The organism is Mammaliicoccus sciuri, assembly GCF_025561425.1.
Taxonomy (GTDB): domain Bacteria; phylum Bacillota; class Bacilli; order Staphylococcales; family Staphylococcaceae; genus Mammaliicoccus; species Mammaliicoccus sciuri_A.
The window spans coordinates 2,782,681-2,803,021 of the sequence record NZ_CP094824.1; the positions used below are offsets into that span (position 1 = coordinate 2,782,681).

Annotated in this window: 18 protein-coding genes, 1 tRNA gene, 3 rRNA genes and 1 other RNA gene; 2 read left to right on the forward strand and 21 right to left on the reverse strand. The window is 37.3% G+C overall.

Features of this window, described 5'->3' with window-relative positions; translation table 11 throughout:
- Positions 1-48: 48 nt before the first annotated feature.
- Positions 49-813, reverse strand: coding sequence for a TatD family hydrolase (locus MUA60_RS14680; protein ID WP_025905578.1), 765 nt, complete (start codon positions 811-813; stop codon positions 49-51).
- Between the two features lie 21 nt (positions 814-834).
- Positions 835-2,835, reverse strand: a complete 2,001-nt coding sequence (gene metG, locus MUA60_RS14685) for a methionine--tRNA ligase (protein ID WP_262648901.1) — start codon at positions 2,833-2,835, stop codon at positions 835-837.
- Positions 2,836-3,067: 232 nt separating this feature from the next.
- Between metG and MUA60_RS14690 the strand changes: the two genes are divergently transcribed.
- Complete coding sequence (locus tag MUA60_RS14690) at positions 3,068-3,343, forward strand: transition state genes transcriptional regulator AbrB (RefSeq protein WP_025905580.1); 276 nt, start codon at positions 3,068-3,070, stop codon at positions 3,341-3,343.
- Positions 3,344-3,408: 65 nt separating this feature from the next.
- Here MUA60_RS14690 and rsmI read toward each other — a convergent pair whose 3' ends face one another.
- The 9 genes from rsmI to MUA60_RS14735 are packed head-to-tail and all read right to left on the reverse strand — an operon-like array spanning position 3,409 to position 9,745.
- The gene (gene rsmI / locus MUA60_RS14695; protein ID WP_262648903.1) at positions 3,409-4,251 is read right to left on the reverse strand and encodes a 16S rRNA (cytidine(1402)-2'-O)-methyltransferase; all 843 of its coding nucleotides are present in this window, start codon (positions 4,249-4,251) and stop codon (positions 3,409-3,411) included.
- A gap of 1 nt (position 4,252) precedes the next feature.
- Positions 4,253-4,501: a GIY-YIG nuclease family protein gene (locus tag MUA60_RS14700; protein ID WP_025905582.1), complete on the reverse strand. Its 249-nt coding sequence runs from the start codon at positions 4,499-4,501 to the stop codon at positions 4,253-4,255.
- Positions 4,494-5,222, reverse strand: a complete 729-nt coding sequence (locus tag MUA60_RS14705) for a tRNA1(Val) (adenine(37)-N6)-methyltransferase (protein ID WP_262648905.1) — start codon at positions 5,220-5,222, stop codon at positions 4,494-4,496. The genes MUA60_RS14700 and MUA60_RS14705 overlap by 8 nt, the downstream gene beginning before the upstream one ends.
- 51 nt (positions 5,223-5,273) lie before the next feature.
- A complete protein-coding gene (yabA, locus tag MUA60_RS14710; RefSeq protein ID WP_262648906.1) occupies positions 5,274-5,606 on the reverse strand; it encodes a DNA replication initiation control protein YabA in 333 nt (110 codons plus the stop codon).
- Between the two features lie 14 nt (positions 5,607-5,620).
- Positions 5,621-6,427 carry a PSP1 domain-containing protein gene (locus MUA60_RS14715; protein WP_037590307.1) on the reverse strand — a complete coding sequence of 269 codons (807 nt, stop codon included), beginning with the start codon at positions 6,425-6,427 and terminating at the stop codon, positions 5,621-5,623.
- A gap of 4 nt (positions 6,428-6,431) precedes the next feature.
- On the reverse strand, positions 6,432-7,358 hold the full coding sequence (locus tag MUA60_RS14720) for a hypothetical protein (protein WP_025905586.1): 927 nt from the start codon (positions 7,356-7,358) through the stop codon (positions 6,432-6,434).
- A gap of 52 nt (positions 7,359-7,410) precedes the next feature.
- Entirely contained in the window at positions 7,411-7,740 is a 330-nt protein-coding gene (locus tag MUA60_RS14725; protein ID WP_025905587.1) for a cyclic-di-AMP receptor, read from the reverse strand.
- Positions 7,741-7,773: 33 nt separating this feature from the next.
- Positions 7,774-8,394, reverse strand: coding sequence for a dTMP kinase (gene tmk, locus MUA60_RS14730; protein WP_262648907.1), 621 nt, complete (start codon positions 8,392-8,394; stop codon positions 7,774-7,776).
- Between the two features lies 1 nt (position 8,395).
- Positions 8,396-9,745, reverse strand: coding sequence for an aminotransferase class I/II-fold pyridoxal phosphate-dependent enzyme (locus tag MUA60_RS14735; RefSeq protein ID WP_262648908.1), 1,350 nt, complete (start codon positions 9,743-9,745; stop codon positions 8,396-8,398).
- 211 nt (positions 9,746-9,956) lie between these two features.
- Here MUA60_RS14735 and MUA60_RS14740 point away from each other — a divergent pair, with 211 nt between their 5' ends.
- Complete coding sequence (locus MUA60_RS14740; protein ID WP_262648909.1) at positions 9,957-10,217, forward strand: GNAT family N-acetyltransferase; 261 nt, start codon at positions 9,957-9,959, stop codon at positions 10,215-10,217.
- A gap of 67 nt (positions 10,218-10,284) precedes the next feature.
- On the opposite strand, the gene rrf is transcribed toward MUA60_RS14740, so the two are convergent.
- The 10 genes from rrf to ffs form a co-directional block, all read right to left on the reverse strand.
- Positions 10,285-10,399, reverse strand: a 5S ribosomal RNA gene (gene rrf / locus MUA60_RS14745).
- Between the two features lie 198 nt (positions 10,400-10,597).
- Positions 10,598-13,524 (reverse strand): 23S ribosomal RNA (locus MUA60_RS14750).
- Positions 13,525-13,721: 197 nt separating this feature from the next.
- Positions 13,722-13,798 (reverse strand) — tRNA-Ile (locus MUA60_RS14755).
- A 91-nt stretch (positions 13,799-13,889) separates the two neighbouring features.
- Positions 13,890-15,442, reverse strand: a 16S ribosomal RNA gene (locus MUA60_RS14760).
- The 16S, 23S and 5S rRNA genes sit together here with 1 tRNA gene alongside, the layout of an rRNA operon.
- Before the next feature lie 299 nt (positions 15,443-15,741).
- Positions 15,742-16,590: a patatin-like phospholipase family protein gene (locus MUA60_RS14765; protein ID WP_262648910.1), complete on the reverse strand. Its 849-nt coding sequence runs from the start codon at positions 16,588-16,590 to the stop codon at positions 15,742-15,744.
- 81 nt (positions 16,591-16,671) lie between these two features.
- Positions 16,672-17,268: a recombination mediator RecR gene (recR, locus tag MUA60_RS14770; protein ID WP_025906091.1), complete on the reverse strand. Its 597-nt coding sequence runs from the start codon at positions 17,266-17,268 to the stop codon at positions 16,672-16,674.
- A 2-nt stretch (positions 17,269-17,270) separates the two neighbouring features.
- Positions 17,271-17,591, reverse strand: coding sequence for a YbaB/EbfC family nucleoid-associated protein (locus tag MUA60_RS14775; protein ID WP_025906093.1), 321 nt, complete (start codon positions 17,589-17,591; stop codon positions 17,271-17,273).
- Positions 17,592-17,682: 91 nt separating this feature from the next.
- Entirely contained in the window at positions 17,683-19,374 is a 1,692-nt protein-coding gene (dnaX, locus tag MUA60_RS14780; protein ID WP_262648911.1) for a DNA polymerase III subunit gamma/tau, read from the reverse strand.
- Positions 19,375-19,443: 69 nt separating this feature from the next.
- The gene (locus tag MUA60_RS14785; RefSeq protein ID WP_262648912.1) at positions 19,444-19,980 is read right to left on the reverse strand and encodes a GNAT family N-acetyltransferase; all 537 of its coding nucleotides are present in this window, start codon (positions 19,978-19,980) and stop codon (positions 19,444-19,446) included.
- A gap of 91 nt (positions 19,981-20,071) precedes the next feature.
- Positions 20,072-20,340, reverse strand: an RNA gene (ffs, locus tag MUA60_RS14790) — signal recognition particle sRNA large type.
- Position 20,341: the final 1 nt, after the last annotated feature.

The window sequence follows — 20,341 nt, forward strand, 5'->3', positions numbered from 1 at the left end:
TTCCTTCTTTAAAGATGCCCCAAAACAACCGTTTTGGGGCATCATATTTTATAATTTAAATAATCTTTCAGCATTTTCTGTAGTAGCTTTACATACTTCCTCGTAAGAAATTCCACGTAATTCAGCAATTTGTTCTGCAACAAGTTTTACACGCGCAGGTTCATTTCTTTTACCTCTATAAGGATGAGGTGATAAGTATGGTGCATCTGTTTCAACGAGTAATCTATCTAAAGGTACATGTTGAGCTACTTCTTTTGGTTGTTTCGCATTTTTGAACGTGACAGGTCCACCCAATGAAATATAGAAATTCATTTTGAGTATTTCATCAGCTATTTCGTTTGAGCCACTGAAACTATGCATAATGCCACCAACTTCACTTGCATTTTCTTCTTTTAAGATATCAACGCAATCTTGAGTTGCTTCTCTATTATGAATAATGATCGGTAGTTGAACACGTTTAGCTAATGCGATTTGCTTTCTAAATACTTCTTTTTGGATATCTTTAGGTGACTTATCCCAGTGATAATCTAATCCCATCTCACCTATACCGATGATTTTTGGGTGTTTAGACAATTCTTCAATCCATTGTAGTCGTTCTTCCGTACAATCAATTGCATCAACAGGATGCCAACCTATAATGCCATATATAAAATCATACTGGTCTATTAATTTCATCGTTCTTTCAATCGTGTTCGTGTCGAAACCAACAACGAACATTCTATCGATACCTTCTTCCAAAGCTCGATCGATTACTTCTTGTAAATCTTCATCGTATTGATCCGCATTTAAATGGACGTGTGTATCTATTAACATTCGAATCTTCCTTTCAGTACTTTACTTAATGATAGATCCGTTTTGTATTGCATTTGGTAAACCTACTAAAGTAAGTGTGCCGTCTTTCTCAGCTGATAAAATCATACCCTCTGATAATTCACCACGTAATTTTACTGGTTTTAAGTTCGTAACGACAGCTACTTTTTTACCAACAATATCTTCAGGTTTATAAAATTCAGCTATACCTGAAACAATTTGTCTCTTTTCGTTACCTAAATCTACTTTTATTTTTAAAAGTTTATCTGATTTTTTCACATAGTCTGCACCTGTAACAGTAGCAGCTTTGATTTCTACTTTATCAAATTGATCAATTGTGATTTCTGGTTTAGATGGCACTACTTCTTCCTCAGCAGTTTCAGTTTCTTCTTCAGTTGATTCTGCAGTCGTTCCACCTTGCATAGAATCTTTGATGAACGCCACTTCTTGTTCTACATCTAATCTAGGGAAAATAGGCTCAGGTTTTTCAATCACTTTAATATCTTGATCAATAGCGCCATATTGTTCGATACTTTCAAATGTATCAAGTTTACCTTTTTCCAAGTTTAATTGACGGAAAATCTCATATGGTGCATGAGTTAAGAATGGACGTAATAATACTGCTGCAAATCTAATGTTTTCAACTAAGTGAATCATGACATTTTCTAGCATTTCACGTTCATTTTCATCTTTAGCTAATACCCATGGTGTTGTTTCATCAATATATTTGTTTGTACGACTAATCAACTTCCAAACTTCTGCTAAAGCAACTGAGAATTGCATGTTTTCCATTGATGAATAGAATTTATCTTTAGTATCTAAAGCCATTTGTTCCATTTCCTCATCTAATGGGTGTAATTTGCCTTTATATTTAGGAAGTACGCCGTTAAAGTATTTATTAACCATTGCTATAGTACGATTCACTAAGTTACCTAAGTCATTAGCTAAATCGTAATTTGTTCTTTCAACGAATGCTTCAGGCGTAAATACACCATCTGCGCCAAATGGTAATTCTCTCATGAGATAATATCTTGTTGCATCTAAGCCGTATTTATCAATTAAGACGTTCGGATCTACAACATTACCTTTAGATTTACTCATTTTACCGTCTTTCATCAAGATCCAACCGTGAGCAAATTCACGTTTAGGTAAAGGTAAGTCTAAAGCCATCAATAAGATTGGCCAAATAATTGAATGGAATCGAACGATTTCTTTAGCCATTAAATGCACATTTGCTGGCCAATATTTTTTAAATAACGTATCGTCATCTGATAAATAACCTAACGCAGAAATATAGTTCACAAGTGCGTCAATCCATACATACACAACGTGTTTAGGATTAGAAGGTACTTTAATACCCCAATCAAAAGTCGTTCTAGAAATCGCTAAATCTTCTAGACCAGGTTTAATAAAGTTGTTGATCATTTCATTCTTACGAGAAATCGGTAAAATGAATTCCGGATTTTCATCGAAGAATTTGAGCAGACGATCAGCATAATTATCTAATTTAAAGAAATAACTTTCTTCTTTCACAAGTTCTACTTCATGACCTGAATCAGGACTCTTACCACCGACGATTTTGCCATCTTCATAAACTGGATCGACAAGTTGTGTTTCTGTGTAATATGTTTCATCTGGTATTGAGTACCAACCTTCATACTCACCTAAGTATATGTCACCTTGTGCTAATAACTTTTCGAAGACTTTTTCGACAACTTGTTTATGTCTTTCTTCAGTAGTTCGAATAAAATCATCATTAGAGATGTCTAATTTTTTCCATAAAGATTGGATATTTTTAATAATGCCATCTAAATATTCTATTTCAGATAAGCCCGCTTCTTTAGCTTTTTCTTGTATTTTTTGACCATGTTCATCTGTACCAGTTAAATAATGAACATCATAGCCTTGTAACCGTTTATATCTAGCAATTACATCACCAGCAACCGTAGTATACGCATGACCTATGTGTAAATTCCCGCTCGGATAATAAATCGGTGTCGTAATGTAAAAAGTCTCTTTCGTCATCAGCGTTTCCTCCTAATATCTTATCTATATAATATACCGAAAATTAAGCATTTTTTCAATATTACCTGATTATGGTATAGAGATAACAATTGTTTTATATTTCAAAAATTAAACGTATGCAATATATTGTTATATTGACATCTTCTTCAATTCATATTAGTATACTATTTATATAATTGTCGAATGAATGTCGAATTAGATAATTATGGTTTTATTAAACGGAGGTAAAAAGATGAAATCAACTGGAATCGTGCGTAAAGTAGATGAACTAGGCCGTGTAGTAATTCCTATCGAATTACGACGCATATTAGACATTGCTGAGAAAGATGCTTTAGAAATTTATACAGATGACGATAAAATTATCTTAAAGAAATACTCACCTAACATGACTTGTCAAGTTACTGGAGATGTTTCTGAAGACAATTTTGTTTTAGCTGATGGTAAAATTGTCTTAAGTAAAGAAGGCGCTCAGCAACTAATTAATGAGATTGAGAAAAAATCAAAATAATAAAAGCTGCATATAAAAAAAGGAAATTTAAAGTACATCATTTACTTTAAATTTCCTTTTTTTGTTTATTCGTCAATATGATACGCTTCGTATACATCTCTTTTTTTCATATTTCTATCTAATGCTACTTGTTTGATTGCATCTTTAGATCTCATCTGATGTTCATTGATATAAATTTCGACATGTTGAACGAGATCTAAGTCTTCCCACCAATGATCCACTTGTGTCGATTCATCGACACCTTCAATCAAGATGACAAATTCACCTTTTTGAGGTATGACTTCTTCTGATAACATTTTTTCAATAACCTTTATTTGATTCGTTTCCACTTGTTCGAATTTCTTAGTAAGTTCTCTTCCGATTGCCACTTTTCTTTCTGGATCTATTTCAGCTATTGCTTGTACCGTTTGTTTAATTCTATAAGGTGACTCATAAATCATAGACGTTGATTCTCTACTCATCCATTTTTCCAATACATCATGCTTCTCTTTCGCATGTCTAGGTAAAAATCCTAAAAATACAAATTTATATGATGGTAATCCACTTGTCATTAATGCCGTAATGGCCGCATTAGGTCCAGGAATCGTTTCAACACGATAACCATTATCCCTCACTTGATTCACTAGTTCATAACCAGGATCACTTATACAAGGACAGCCTGCATCAGAAACGAGCGCAATATCTTTGCCCTCTTCTAATAACCTCAATATTTGCTCAGATGACTTATCTTTATTATGTTCGTGGTAAGACTTAAGAGGCGTTTGTATTTCATAATGCTGACAAAGCTTTCCTGTAACACGTGTATCTTCACAAAAGATATAATCGACTTCTGTTAACATTCTAACCGCACGATAAGTGATATCTTCTAAATTTCCGATTGGGGTTCCTACTAAATATAATATAGACATATTACCCCTCCTTAATAAGCGCTAATTTTTGTTTTCTACTTAACTGTTTTAAAGCATATTCTCGTTTTAAAGCTTCGGATTTATTATCGAATGTCTCATGATATACAAGTTTAACAGGACGTCTCACTTTAGTATATTTAGCACCCTTACCTTCATTATGGACTTTTAACCTTCTGTCTAAATCTGTCGTATAACCAGTATATAATGTTTGATCCTTACACTCTAATATATATGTATAATGGTTAACCATAATATACAACCTTCATTTCTTTTGAATAATCTCCATTTTCATCATAAATATAAAATGGCTGCTCAACTTTCAATCCTGTTTGACCACCACTTCTACCTTCAACTAAAATCGTAACCGCTTCTTTTTTGTTAGGTGTGCTATATACCATTCTTAATCTTTTAGGCTCGATTTTATATTGTCGAAATGCGCTTAAGACATCCATCAGTCTTTCCGCTCTATGGACCATTACAAGTTTACCACCTTGCTTTAATAAATGCTTACTTGCTTTTAAAACATAATCTAATGTGCAGTATATTTCATGTCTCGCAATTTTATGTGCTTCTTTTTGATGTTGTATTTGTTGATTTTCTTTAAAGTACGGTGGGTTTACCGTTACAACATCAAATGTTGAAGGATGATATGAGGTTGAAACATTCTTTAAATCCATTTGATTGATAGATATTTGGTCTTCTAATTGATTATGAGCTATCGTTCGTTTAGCCATATCCACTAAAGCCTCTTGAATTTCAACCGCTTCAATACTAGCTTGAGATTTGTGTGCCAATAACAAAGGAATAATGCCATTACCAGAACATAAATCCATTACTTTATCTTTATTTCGTACCTTTGTAAAATCTCCTAATAACAATGCATCTGTTGAAAATGAAAACACATCATCATTTTGAATAATTTCAAATTCTTCTCTTAATAATTGGTCGAGTCTTTCTCCCGAATTCAGCATTTAAACACCTCACTTAAAAAAATCAGGCATATAACATGCCTGATTTTCTTATTATCTATTCAACACTTCTAAACAAAATAAACAATCTTGTCCTTGTCTGTGTTTACCAAACAATTCTCCTCGACAAATATGAAAACCTTCATGATATAACATTGCTAAGTTATCTTTACTTTGAAGTGGCTTTAATTTCTTGTTTGGCTTTTTCTGTTGATTGTCTTCACTTGTTTCCATTACACGCTTCAAACTTTCATTCTCCATTTGAAGGGCAACATTGTCTTCAACTAACTCAACTGCCTGGTTTTTCAACTTTTCCATATGTTCATTAATTTGCTTAAATTCATTCTCTAATGTCATAATCGTTTCAAACAACTCGTCCCTATTCACAATATAATCCTCCCTTATGAATGGACTTCAAGTAATTCATCAAGTTTATAATCAAAGAGTTGTTCGAAACCTTTCACTTTAACTTGCATTGTTATATCTAAAATATTTAATCCGACAACTTTGCCGTCACCCTCTGGCGTCACAACAGTTGTACCAATATCAGGTAATTCATTTCTAACTTCTTCATAATAGTCATTTTCGTATTTTAAACAACACATTAAACGACCACAAGCACCTGATATTTTAGTTGGATTTAATGATAAGTTTTGATCTTTAGCCATTTTGATTGAAACAGGTTCAAAATCACCTAAAAATGTTGAACAACATAATGAGCGACCACATGGACCAATACCCCCAAGTAATTTCGCTTCGTCTCTCACACCAATTTGTCGTAACTCAATTCGTGTTTTTAATTCATATGCTAAAGATTTTACTAAAGTTCGGAAATCTATTCTATCATCAGCTGTAAAATTAAAGATGACTTTACTTTTATCTAATGTATATTCACAATTAACAAGTCGCATATCAAGCTCGTGAGTCGCTACCAACTCTTTACATAAAGCTAAAGCATGGTCTGCATCCTTTAAATTATCTTGATATTTTTGAATATCAGCTTCTGTTGCATGACGGATAACTTCTTTCAATGGTAAAACAACATCATCTTTACCTACATGGCGATTTGTTAATTTAACTTTACCAAGTTCAATACCACGTTTAGATTCAACGACAACTAAGTCATTTTCTTTGAAACGTTCCCCATTTGGTGAGAAATATTCTTTCTTCCCAGCTTTTTGGAATTGAACACCAATTATTTCATACATTTAATCACCTCTTCCCATTTATAACCATTTGTTCTAATACTAACGTTGCATTAACGTTTTGCGCTAATTTACGGTTTGCTTCCGTTATAACTTGTATATAATTTGAAATGTCATTTAAAGATAAATATTGACTGATTTCTCTAATTTCCACTTCTAAATCTGGATATGCCTTTATCGTATCTATTTGAATTTTGGCATGTAATAAATCTTGAAAATAAGCATTCAAGCTATTTAAAAATAATTGCTGCAACGGGCGTGTATTAGCAATTTTTATGCAATCGATCAAATAAATCATTGCCATCTGTGTATCTTTGACCATCAATTCAGCAAGTTTCGTTACAGTTTTTCTAAGCTGTACAAACAATTGTTCTTCTGTAAGAGCAAGTGCTTCTTCTTTATCAGAAGTAACAAAACTCAATGTATGCGCAATTGCAGAAGAAATACCAGACAGTTTTAATTCTTCTATATAATTTTCTTTAGATGCAGGTTTAAAATGAACGAGTTGGCATCTTGAATGTATAGTTGGCAATATTTGATCTTTCTTTGTTGTCAGTAACAGGGCAATTGTATTTGGAGGTGGTTCTTCCAAAAATTTAAGTATACTATTTTCACCCTGTACTGTTAGTTTATCAAAAGCTTCAATAATGTAAACTTTATATTGGCTTTCGATAGGTTTTTGATTCATTTTTCTGAGTAATTCTTCTATTTGTTGTTTCTTTATCGTCGTTTCATCTGATTGAATATATACAAAATCAGGATGATTAAAATTTTGAACTTTAACCACACAACTTTGTTCTGATTCACATAATATTTGTTCAGCAAAATATAAAGCTGTAGATTTCATTTCAAACATATTATCTCCCTCAAATAAATAGGCATGAGATAATTGTTGTGCACTTAATAAATGATCAATCTCTTTGGTTAATTGCATATTTTACGCTCCTTGCAATAAAAAAGCTGCTCAAACGGCAGCTCATCAGTTCTTAAAATTGATGGAATTGTTCAATTGGCATAACGAATACAGTTGCGCCACCTACTTCAACCTCTACAGGGTAAGGAATATAAGAATCCGCACTACCGCCCATTGGTGTGATAGGTGAAACAAGTTGTTCACGATTACCACAAGTTCCATCGATAACACGTAATAATTCATCTACACGTTCATCTTTGACACCGCATAAGAATGTGGTATTTCCAGCTCTTAGAAATCCACCAGTTGTTGCAAGTTTAGTGGCTCTAAAATTCTTTTCTATAAGTGCTTCTGACAAGTTTTGACTATCTTGATCTTGGACAATCGCTATTACCATTTTCATATCTAAACACCTCTTTATTTATTATATCATATTTTAATCTTGTTTCAGATATTTTACTATCGTAGAATATGCATCATCTACAACCTTTTCTAATGGTTGCGTCGCATCAATTACTTTAATTCTATCTGGATACTCAGCAATTAATTTTTTGTAACCATCTGTAACTTTGTGATGAAATTCTATTTTTTCTTTATCCAAACGATTCGCATTACGTTGATTATCTTTAATTCGATTTAAACCAACTTCAGCAGGTACATCAAAATATAATGTTAAATCAGGATAAAGGTTATCAATGGCAAATTCATTAATTGCCTTAACTTCTTCTACCCCAATTTCACGTGCGTAACCTTGATAACTTAAAGAACTATCAACAAATCGGTCACATAATACCGTTCCACCTTTATTAAGTTGAGGTAAAATTTTCTCTACTAAATGTTGTCTTCTAGCAGCAGCAAAAAGCAGCGCTTCTGTTCTTTCATCCATGTCATCATCACTATCTAATAACAAGTTTCTAATCGCTTCGCTTATTTTGATACCACCTGGCTCTCTAGTCAGTAAAATATCATAATCTTGTTTTAACTTTTCATATACTTTATGTATAACCGTCGTTTTACCAGAACCCTCTGGACCCTCAAACGTAATAAATCGTCCCATTTTATTGTTCATCCTTTACCTTGATTTGCTTGTTTAATATACCTTCCACTCTACCACCTCTATCAAGCCATTGTAAAAGAGAATCCACTATTTCTTTACGAATATTTTCTCCTTTTAAAATGACTGGTATACCCGGTGGATAGGGCACAATATCTTCCGCAGCAATATAGCCATACGATGTATTCAAGTCCATCATTTTAGTTTTTTCAATATCGCTGTATTTATACATTGTACTATCTGTTTCATATGGTAATTTAAATTGTCCTTCTTCTTTGAGTTGATGCTTAACGTTCACTTTAATATTTTTAACACGATCAATCATATCTTCAAATGGAAACTTATCTGATTCATGCCATAATGGTAAGACTAATAACACAAATTTATAATCACATAACTCTACATAGATATGCACATCTTCAAATAGTTTTTGAATTTCAAATCCGCTTAATCCTCTATAAGAAACAATTAATTTAAGAGGGTCCTCTAGACTACCCACTTCAAATCCAACATTCTCCATCGTTTCAATGAATGTTTGTCTATTGTGTTTGAATTTTTCATCATCATACTGCTTATAAAATTTTTCTGCACTTTCTAAACTAGCCATAATGAGATATGAAGGACTAGATGTTTGTAACATCTTCAAATACTGTTGAATATCTGCTTTTATTTCTAAACCTTCTCTCATATATAGAACAGATCCCATTGTTAAGGCTGGTAACGTCTTGTGGTAAGACTGCACGACTATATCAGCGCCATATGTCATAGATGATTTAGGGAAGATTGAACTCATACCAAAATGTGCACCATGTGCCTCATCTACCAATACAGGAATTTGGTGTTCTTTTAAGATTTTAATACTTTCTTCAATATCAAATGTTTCACCATAGTAATTTGGATAAGTAAAAACAGCTAATTTAATATGATTCAAATCTAAATACCTTAATGAAGTTACACCGTTATATTGGTTTGTCTTATCTGATATGGTCATAGGCATAAACTTAGCATCTTGCTTCGTTAAATTCAAAGCATTAAATACTGATTTATGTGCATTTCTAGGAATTAGTACTTCCCCCTCTAAATGCGCCACTGCATAAATTGCAGATAGTATTCCAGCAGTTGTACCATTAACGAGATACTGCCCATAATAACCAGGATACCTATTCAATTCAGACATACTCATCTTTATACATGATTCTGGTTGATGCAAATCATCAAGCCCAGTTATTTCAGTCATATCCATAGCAAGATTTATCTCATCTAAATAACCAATTGTATGATTATGATGCCCTGGAACATGTAGTGAAATGGCATCATGATCATTTAGAGATTTTAATTTTTCATTAATATTCATAAGGCTACCTCTTAATTTTTAGTCTTTATCATTATATCAATGATAAAGTTCAACGTCATTCCTGTAATAATTAAAATAAGATATACTTAAAAAAAGGAGTGAATAAAATGTTTATTAGAAATGCAATTGACACAGATATACAACCATTTATGAAATTGCTCAACAAGAAGGTTGGAAAACATTCAGTATTGAAAAAATCCAACAATTGCTTATGACATCTCATATTATTGTAATAGAAGTAAATAATGAGGTTGTTGGTTATACTAGATTCTTAACAGACGAAACTGTCACATTATATATTACAGAACTCGTCGTTACAAAGACTCATAGAAAGAAAGGATATGCTAAAGCACTTATAGACTATTTATTAGCACAATATCCATCTGTTCGAATAGAATTATTATCAGAGAACAATTCGTTTTACGAGAAATTACATTTTAGAAATATTGGAACAGGTTATAGACTACCTTAAAAAATTACAAAAAAAAGAGACCTAACAGGTCTCGAGTGCGGCTCATCGCATCCATTTATAAACATTTGCCCGGCAACGTCCTACTCTCGCGGAACGTAAGCCCAACTACCATCGGCGCTAAAGAGCTTAACTTCTGTGTTCGGCATGGGAACAGGTGTGACCTCTTTGCTATCGTCACCAGACAAATTATTGCTTGAGTCAATCGTTTACATACTTCCTCATCACCGCTGTCTTCCTCATTCATTTACGAAAGTAAACTCATTTGTCAGCCATTGTGATTCGTTGTCTATAAGCGTTTTCTCTACGCAATACAAATTGAAATGTATTACACATTCAAAACTAGATAGTAAGTAGATTTTACGGCTAAAACCGATTTAAATTTGATTAAGTCTTCGATCGATTAGTATTCGTCAGCTACACACATTACTGCGCTTACACCCCGAACCTATTAACCTCATCATCTTTGAGGGATCTTATAACCGAAGTTGGGAAATCTCATCTTGAGGGGGGCTTCATGCTTAGATGCTTTCAGCACTTATCCCGTCCATACATAGCTACCCAGCTATGCCGCTGGCGCGACAACTGGTACACCAGAGGTATGTCCATCCCGGTCCTCTCGTACTAAGGACAGCTCCTCTCAAATTTCCTACGCCCACGACGGATAGGGACCGAACTGTCTCACGACGTTCTGAACCCAGCTCGCGTACCGCTTTAATGGGCGAACAGCCCAACCCTTGGGACCGACTACAGCCCCAGGATGCGATGAGCCGACATCGAGGTGCCAAACCTCCCCGTCGATGTGAACTCTTGGGGGAGATAAGCCTGTTATCCCCGGGGTAGCTTTTATCCGTTGAGCGATGGCCCTTCCATGCGGAACCACCGGATCACTAAGTCCGTCTTTCGACCCTGCTCGACTTGTAGGTCTCGCAGTCAAGCTCCCTTATGCCTTTACACTCTGCGAATGATTTCCAACCATTCTGAGGGAACCTTTGAGCGCCTCCGTTACTCTTTAGGAGGCGACCGCCCCAGTCAAACTGCCCGCCTGACACTGTCTCCCACCATGATCAAATGGTGCGGGTTAGAAAGTCAACACAGCCAGGGTAGTATCCCACCAGCGCCTCCACGTAAGCTAGCGCTCACGTTTCAAAGGCTCCTACCTATCCTGTACAAGCTGTGCCAAATTTCAATATCAGGCTACAGTAAAGCTCCACGGGGTCTTTCCGTCCTGTCGCGGGTAACCTGCATCTTCACAGGTACTATGATTTCACCGAGTCTCTCGTTGAGACAGTGCCCAAATCGTTACGCCTTTCGTGCGGGTCGGAACTTACCCGACAAGGAATTTCGCTACCTTAGGACCGTTATAGTTACGGCCGCCGTTTACTGGGGCTTCGATTCGTAGCTTCGCAGAAGCTAACCACTCCTCTTAACCTTCCAGCACCGGGCAGGCGTCAGCCCCTATACATCACCTTACGGTTTAGCAGAGACCTGTGTTTTTGATAAACAGTCGCTTGGGCCTATTCACTGCGGCTCTTCAAGGCTTGCACCCTAAAAAGCACCCCTTCTCCCGAAGTTACGGGGTCATTTTGCCGAGTTCCTTAACGAGAGTTCGCTCGCTCACCTTAGAATTCTCATCTTGACTACCTGTGTCGGTTTGCGGTACGGGCACCTATTTTCTAACTAGAGGCTTTTCTTGGCAGTGTGAAATCAACGACTCGTCGGATACATGATCCAACTCCCCATCACAACTCAACCTTACGAGTGCCGGATTTGCCTAACACTCAGTCTTATTGCTTGGACGTGCACTCCAACAGCACGCTTCGCCTATCCTACTGCGTCCCCCCATCGTTCAAACAATCATAGGTGGTACAGGAATATCTACCTGTTATCCATCGCCTACGCCTATTGGCCTCGGCTTAGGTCCCGACTAACCCAGAGCGGACGAGCCTTCCTCTGGAAACCTTAGTCAATCGGTGGATGGGATTCTCACCCATCTTTCGCTACTCACACCGGCATTCTCACTTCTAAACATTCCACATGTCCTTACAATCATGCTTCGACACGTTTAGAACGCTCTCCTACCATTATCCTTACGGATAATCCACAGCTTCGGTAATATGTTTAGCCCCGGTATATTTTCGGCGCAGTGTCACTCGACTAGTGAGCTATTACGCACTCTTTAAATGATGGCTGCTTCTAAGCCAACATCCTAGTTGTCTGGGCAACGCCACATCCTTTTCCACTTAACATATATTTTGGGACCTTAGCTGGTGGTCTGGGCTGTTTCCCTTTCGACTACGGACCTTATCACCCATAGTCTGACTCCCAAGTTAAATTATTTGGCATTCGGAGTTTGTCTGAATTCGGTAACCCGAGAGGGGCCCCTCGTCCAAACAGTGCTCTACCTCCAATAATCATCACTTGAGGCTAGCCCTAAAGCTATTTCGGAGAGAACCAGCTATCTCCAAGTTCGATTGGAATTTCTCCGCTACCCACACCTCATCCGCTCACTTTTCAACGTAAGTCGGTTCGGTCCTCCATTCAGTGTTACCTGAACTTCAACCTGGACATGGGTAGATCACTTGGTTTCGGGTCTACGACCAGATACTCATTCGCCCTATTCAGACTCGCTTTCGCTACGGCTTCACATTTACTGCTTAACCTTGCATCAAATCGTAACTCGCCGGTTCATTCTACAAAAGGCACGCCATCACCCATTAACGGGCTCTGACTATTTGTAAGCACACGGTTTCAGGTTCTATTTCACTCCCCTTCCGGGGTGCTTTTCACCTTTCCCTCACGGTACTGGTTCACTATCGGTCACTAGAGAGTATTTAGCCTTGGGAGATGGTCCTCCCAGATTCCGACGGAATTTCACGTGTTCCGCCGTACTCAGGATCCACTCAGGAGAGAAATGACTTTCGACTACAGGACCTTTACCTTCTATGGTTGGCTTTTCCAAAACCATTCGTCTAATCATTTCCTTTGTAACTCCGTATTGAGTGTCCTACAACCCCAATAGGCAAGCCTATTGGTTTGGGCTCTTCCCGTTTCGCTCGCCGCTACTCAGGGAATCGAGTTTTCTTTCTCTTCCTCCGGGTACTAAGATGTTTCAGTTCTCCGGGTGTACCTTCTCACATACTATGTATTCATATGCGGATAACATGACATAACTCATGCTGGGTTTCCCCATTCGGAAATCTCTGGATCAAAGCGTACTTACAGCTCCCCAAAGCATATCGTCGTTAGTAACGTCCTTCTTCGGCTTCTAGTGCCAAGGCATTCACCGTGCGCCCTTAATAACTTAATCGTGTAAAAGCTTGGTCAAACGAATGTATCAATAATGATACTTGTTTACCAGTTTTACGAGTTATTAATCTGTGATGTCGTCTATAAAGACGACGCGCGATTATTAAGCTTGTTGAATTTCGTTAAAAATTCACTCGTTTTTTTGCTTGGTAAAATCTATTTTACTTACTTATCTAGTTTTCAATGTGCAATTTAAAATGGTGGGCCTAAATGGACTCGAACCATCGACCTCACGCTTATCAGGCGTGCGCTCTAACCAGCTGAGCTATAGGCCCATTCTTAAGTTGAATGTTATAAACATTCAAAACTGAATACAATATGTCTTCGTTATTCCATGACCTAATGGTCATTCCGTAATATCCTTAGAAAGGAGGTGATCCAGCCGCACCTTCCGATACGGCTACCTTGTTACGACTTCACCCCAATCATTTGTCCCACCTTCGACGGCTAGCTCCTAAAAGGTTACTCCACCGGCTTCGGGTGTTACAAACTCTCGTGGTGTGACGGGCGGTGTGTACAAGACCCGGGAACGTATTCACCGTAGCATGCTGATCTACGATTACTAGCGATTCCAGCTTCATGTAGTCGAGTTGCAGACTACAATCCGAACTGAGAATAATTTTATGGGATTTGCTTGGCCTCGCGGATTCGCTGCCCTTTGTATTATCCATTGTAGCACGTGTGTAGCCCAAATCATAAGGGGCATGATGATTTGACGTCATCCCCACCTTCCTCCGGTTTGTCACCGGCAGTCAACCTAGAGTGCCCAACTTAATGATGGCAACTAAGCTTAAGGGTTGCGCTCGTTGCGGGACTTAACCCAACATCTCACGACACGAGCTGACGACAACCATGCACCACCTGTCACTTTGTCCCCCGAAGGGGAAGACTCTATCTCTAGAGCGGTCAAAGGATGTCAAGATTTGGTAAGGTTCTTCGCGTTGCTTCGAATTAAACCACATGCTCCACCGCTTGTGCGGGTCCCCGTCAATTCCTTTGAGTTTCAACCTTGCGGTCGTACTCCCCAGGCGGAGTGCTTAATGCGTTAGCTGCAGCACTAAGGGGCGGAAACCCCCTAACACTTAGCACTCATCGTTTACGGCATGGACTACCAGGGTATCTAATCCTGTTTGATCCCCACGCTTTCGCACATCAGCGTCAGTTACAGACCAGAGAGCCGCCTTCGCCACTGGTGTTCCTCCATATCTCTGCGCATTTCACCGCTACACATGGAATTCCACTCTCCTCTTCTGCACTCAAGTTTCCCAGTTTCCAATGACCCTCCACGGTTGAGCCGTGGGCTTTCACATCAGACTTAAGAAACCGCCTACGCGCGCTTTACGCCCAATAATTCCGGATAACGCTTGCCACCTACGTATTACCGCGGCTGCTGGCACGTAGTTAGCCGTGGCTTTCTGGTTAGGTACCGTCAAGACTTGTTCAGTTACTAACAAATTTGTTCTTCCCTAACAACAGAGTTTTACGATCCGAAGACCTTCGTCACTCACGCGGCGTTGCTCCGTCAGGCTTTCGCCCATTGCGGAAGATTCCCTACTGCTGCCTCCCGTAGGAGTCTGGACCGTGTCTCAGTTCCAGTGTGGCCGATCACCCTCTCAGGTCGGCTACGTATCGTCGCCTTGGTAAGCCGTTACCTTACCAACTAGCTAATACGGCGCGGGTCCATCTATAAGTGACAGCCGAAACCGTCTTTCACTATCGAACCATGCGGTTCAAAATATTATCCGGTATTAGCCCCGGTTTCCCGGAGTTATCCCAGTCTTATAGGTAGGTTACCCACGTGTTACTCACCCGTCCGCCGCTAACATCAGAGAAGCAAGCTTCTCATCTGTTCGCTCGACTTGCATGTATTAGGCACGCCGCCAGCGTTCATCCTGAGCCAGGATCAAACTCTCCATAAAAGAAGTAAGCTTGATAAGCTCATTTTGATTGGTTAAGCCAATCACTCTGAAGTACTCTTAGTACTCAATTATTGGAATTAACGTTGACATATTGTCATTCAGTTTTCAATGTTCATTTTGTCTCACAAGAAAATATTATACACACTTCTCAATCCGAAGTCAACAACTTTTTAAAATTAATTTTCAAAGTATTTTGATGTTTCATTTATCTCTCGCTCACAAGATATAACTATACACGCTAAATACCCTTTACTCAAGCATAAAAATTACACCAAAACACTCAATACACTCAAATAAGCTTAATTCTCAACATATTCTTTTAATTTATCGTATATTTTTTCAGCATCTTTATATCCTTGTTTGTATAAAGCATCTAATTTTCTAGGGTTTTTCTCGATTCTATCAACAGATAATGAATCAGAAGGTCTGATAACAAACAAATTACCTTTCTCTTCTTCCGCTTCTATCCATTCTAAAGTCTGATTATAATGTTTATATCTAATTGCCATTAAGTGATTTATTTTAGGATATGCTTTCAATCTAAATACTTTTGAAAATTTACTTTGTTTTTTGCGATAGCCTTTCGGTCTTGTCAAAATCAAAACATTTTTCTTATAGCCTTCTTCAATTGCTTTATCAATTGGAATAGGATTGACGATACCATCATCTAATAAAGTATGACCTTTATATTGAACTGGGTTGGCCATCATTGGTAAAGAACTTGTTGCCTCTAGAGCAGTCAATATAGAACCTTCTGTTTCTTTCTTATTGAAATAAACCGCTTCTCCTGTGTCACAGTCTGTCGTTACAACAACAAACTCTTCCTCTGCTTGATCAAACTTTTCAAAGTCAAAAGGTTCCAAGTAAGTTGGTATATGATGATACACAAAGTCCATACCAAATATTTCTTTATTTTTTACATAATTTGATAGCGAAATATAGCGCTTATCTTTAATGTATTTAGTTGTGACACGATGATTGCGTCTAAATTGTCGAGATATATAACTTGCAGCCATAGATGCGCCGGCTGAAACGCCAATATTATATTTAAAATATAAATCTTTCTTAATGAAGAAATCTAGCACACCTGCTGTGTACATACTTCTCATTCCGCCACCTTCTAATATTAATGCTGTGTCTTTTATCATAGTTACACTTCTTTCTATATTATTAGTTGAATGAAAGCGAGGCTGAGACATTCTTCATTGTCCCAGCCTCAATTATTGTTATTAAATTTCTGTTCTTCCAGTTATAGCTTTCGAAAGTGTTACTTCATCAGCGTATTCTAAATCCCCACCTACTGGTAGACCATGTGCTAGTCTAGTTGTCTTAATACCAATCGGTTTAACAAGTCTAGATATATACATTGCTGTTGATTCACCTTCTATATTAGGATTAGTCGCTAATATAATTTCTTCGATTTCATCATTCTTCAATCGTTCTAATAATGAGGGAATATTAATATCTTCAGGTCCAATACCTTCCATTGGAGATATCGCTCCATGTAATACATGGTATAACCCTTTATATTCACGCATTTTTTCCATAGCTATGACATCTTTAGAATCTTGAACAACACACACAACTGAACGGTCTCTTTGTTTATCTTGGCATATATGACAAGGCGAAACATCCGTAATGTGTCCGCAAGTTTCACAATAAGTCAGTTCTCTCTTAACATCTACAAGAGATTTGGCAAAAAGTACAACGTCGTCTTCCTTCATATCTAATACGTGGAAAGCTAAACGTTGTGCAGTCTTCGGACCTATTCCCGGCAATTTCATAAAGCTATCGATGAGTTTAGATATTGGTTCTGGGTAGAACATCATTACATCATTCCAGGAATGTTTAGACCTTTTGTATGTTTACCTAAACGATCTGCTGTTACATCATCTGCTTTAGATAAAGCGTCATTTGTTGCTGCTAGTACTAAATCTTGTAGCATTTCAATATCTTCAGGGTCTACTACATCTTCTTTAATGATAACGTCTAATACTTCTTTATGACCAGATACAACAACTGTAACCATTCCGCCACCAGCTGTTCCTTCAATTCTTTCTTCTTTTAGCTTTTCTTGTTCCTCAGCCATTTTCTTTTGCATTTTTTGCATTTGTTTCATCATTTGTTGCATATTTCCGCCACCGCGCATAATTTCGTCCTCCTAATTTCTAATTTATACATTTAAAGTTATTAATTTTTGTCATATTCATTATACATGCCTTTAGAGGCGATGTCATGTATTACTCATCCGTAACATGTACGGTATCTTCACCAAACAACTCTTGAGCTTTCTTTACAACATCCGCTTCTTCCGGCTTTTCTTCTTGCTCAACTTCACCTTGAGCCGTATTCGCTTTTTTAGATTGAATATACTGTTGACGGACTTGTAACCATTGTGAATTTGGTACGCCAACAACTTTTACATTCTTGTTAACGATTTCGCATACAATCGCTTCGATATGATTTCTTTTTTCATCATTCTTATTCACGATTTCGCAATGAATATCCTCGTCAAATTTCACGAGCACATGATCTTCACTTGCTGCAACGGGTTCAGAGTTTAAGAGCAGACTGACTAGCGCTCTTTGTTCTTTCTCTTTAACCGATTCAATTACAGCTTGCCATTTTTCTTTAAGTAAATTCAAATCATCACGATTAGCATGGTCAAGCACACGTTCGATTTGACGAATAGAGAAGACATGCTTAGATTGTTTACGAGCGATATTTTGTTTATTTTCAACTGGTTTAGCCTTTTGACTGACGCCATTTTGAGCTAGTTGCTGAATCGTCGCTTCAAGTTGTTGGATTTTATCCATCACTTCACTAGAGCCAGCGTTTTGGTTTGAACTGACAGATACTGTTTGTCCACTATTATTCTGATCAATTAATTCCGTTAACTTAACGATTAGTATTTCTATATGAACATTTTGGTTAATTGCAAATCTCATTGAAACTAATGTGTCGTTAATACAATCAATCATTTTGTACATTGTATTTAAGTCTACTTGATTCAGTGCGTGGTCGTCTTCAAATTGTTCAGTAGTCTTAGCGACAATTGAATCTCTTATGAAATAAATCATATCATTTACAAGCCTATTCACTTCTTTACCAGCAGCTATAAATTCATGATACCTAGTAAAAGCTTGTTTAATATCTTTAGCCACCATGTCTTTAAACAAAGCATTTAAAGCCGCTTTATCTACACTACCCGTTACATTCAAAGCATGTTCGAGTGATAAGTGCCCATCTCCAAAAGCGATTGCTTGGTCCATGATACTTAATGCATCTCGCATACCACCTTCTGAAACTTGAGCGATAAATGCCAAAGCTTCTTCTTCGTAGGTAATGTTCTGCTCATTAGCGACAAACGCGAGTCTACTTTCTATTTCACCAGAATGGATGGCTTTAAAATCAAATCTCTGACATCTAGATATAATAGTAGGTGGTATCTTGTGAGGTTCAGTAGTTGCGAGTATAAAAATAGCATGACTTGGTGGTTCTTCAAGTGTCTTTAAAAGTGCATTGAAAGCACCTGTTGTAAGCATATGCACTTCATCTATAATATAGACTTTAAATTTAGATTCACTTGGTGCGTATTTTACTTTATCTCTAATATTACGTATTTCATCTACACCGTTATTACTGGCAGCATCAATTTCAATGACATCTGAATTTGTTCCGTGTGTAATGCCTTTACAAATCGCGCATTCATTACAAGGTTCCCCATTCATATTCTCTGTACAGTTAATTGCTTTAGCGAAGATTTTAGCAATACTTGTCTTACCAGTTCCACGTGGGCCATTAAACAAGTAAGCATGTGATTGCTTTTCTTTTTGGATGGCGTTTCTTAATGTTTTTGTGACATGTTTTTGACCGACAACATCTGCAAATGATTGTGGTCTATACATTCGATACAAAGCCTGGTAGTTCAAAGTGGCACCTCCAAAATTTAATAAGATATTGGCTATATTATATCACGAATCAATAGGTACACCCTATTATTAATTATCAAAAGCTTCTGGGTAGTGAACAGTGCCTTTAATTTCTTTTGTTGGATGATCCCATAAATATTTAAACATGAAATTCTCATCTGGCACTTCAAATGGTGGGTATATATTAAACTCTGAAGCTGCATGATAACCTAATTTATGATAATAATCAGCATGACCTAGTACGACTACACCGACATAGCCATTTTCATAAGCTCTATATTCTAAAGCTTCTATTAAAGCTTTCCCTATTCCTTTATTTTGATACTCTGGCAAAACCGAAACAGGTGCAAGCGCTAATACTGTATGCGTTTCTTCATCAGAATTAACGGTCACTTCTGACATCATGGCATGCCCTAGAATTTTGCCTGATTCTGTCTTTGCTACAACTTCAAGTTCTGCATTATAATTCATTGATTTTCGTATTTTACCGATTAATTCGTGTTCTGTTCCATCAGAATAACGTTCATCTTCGAATGCTGCTTTAACGACTTCTTTAGCTAATTCATATTCCGATTCTATAATCGTTCCAATTAGTAATTGCGTCATGTATAAAATATCCCCCTGATATTAGAAAAAGGGTGACCGCGGTCACCCTTTTGAATTTATATATAATTTGATAAGTTTATAAAATTTAAAACCGTGCACCTTTGCTTTGAACAAACATCACAAGCGTTACCTCAGTCGTTAGCTAAACTTCGGCTACCCTACGGCACATACAATGATCCACTTAATGCTGCTTCCTTCCGGACCTGACATGATTCATGGGTTTGTATTGCATAGGACCGACGTCTTCAGACACCACGTGCTGAGGGCAGACCTCACAATAATATGTCCGCGGCAAAGGAATTCAGTCTTGCATAAGCGGATTTCAAGTACAGGGAACCGCTACCTCCCCACTTAGCACGGC

Bases quoted from the DNA above. Each gene is read 5' to 3' on its own strand.
- MUA60_RS14680 (WP_025905578.1), bottom strand. From the start codon at position 813: ATGTTAATAGATACACACGTCCATTTAAATGCGGATCAATACGATGAA.
- tmk (WP_262648907.1), bottom strand. From the start codon at position 8,394: ATGGGACGATTTATTACGTTTGAGGGTCCAGAGGGTTCTGGTAAAACG.
- MUA60_RS14690 (WP_025905580.1), top strand. From the start codon at position 3,068: ATGAAATCAACTGGAATCGTGCGTAAAGTAGATGAACTAGGCCGTGTA.
- MUA60_RS14735 (WP_262648908.1), bottom strand. From the start codon at position 9,745: ATGAATATTAATGAAAAATTAAAATCTCTAAATGATCATGATGCCATT.
- MUA60_RS14765 (WP_262648910.1), bottom strand. From the start codon at position 16,590: ATGATAAAAGACACAGCATTAATATTAGAAGGTGGCGGAATGAGAAGT.
- MUA60_RS14715 (WP_037590307.1), bottom strand. From the start codon at position 6,427: ATGTATGAAATAATTGGTGTTCAATTCCAAAAAGCTGGGAAGAAAGAA.
- MUA60_RS14740 (WP_262648909.1), top strand. From the start codon at position 9,957: ATGACATCTCATATTATTGTAATAGAAGTAAATAATGAGGTTGTTGGT.
- MUA60_RS14725 (WP_025905587.1), bottom strand. From the start codon at position 7,740: ATGAAAATGGTAATAGCGATTGTCCAAGATCAAGATAGTCAAAACTTG.
- MUA60_RS14775 (WP_025906093.1), bottom strand. From the start codon at position 17,591: ATGCGCGGTGGCGGAAATATGCAACAAATGATGAAACAAATGCAAAAA.
- metG (WP_262648901.1), bottom strand. From the start codon at position 2,835: ATGACGAAAGAGACTTTTTACATTACGACACCGATTTATTATCCGAGC.
- MUA60_RS14700 (WP_025905582.1), bottom strand. From the start codon at position 4,501: ATGGTTAACCATTATACATATATATTAGAGTGTAAGGATCAAACATTA.
- MUA60_RS14720 (WP_025905586.1), bottom strand. From the start codon at position 7,358: ATGCAATTAACCAAAGAGATTGATCATTTATTAAGTGCACAACAATTA.
- MUA60_RS14785 (WP_262648912.1), bottom strand. From the start codon at position 19,980: ATGACGCAATTACTAATTGGAACGATTATAGAATCGGAATATGAATTA.
- MUA60_RS14705 (WP_262648905.1), bottom strand. From the start codon at position 5,222: ATGCTGAATTCGGGAGAAAGACTCGACCAATTATTAAGAGAAGAATTT.
- rsmI (WP_262648903.1), bottom strand. From the start codon at position 4,251: ATGTCTATATTATATTTAGTAGGAACCCCAATCGGAAATTTAGAAGAT.
- recR (WP_025906091.1), bottom strand. From the start codon at position 17,268: ATGTTCTACCCAGAACCAATATCTAAACTCATCGATAGCTTTATGAAA.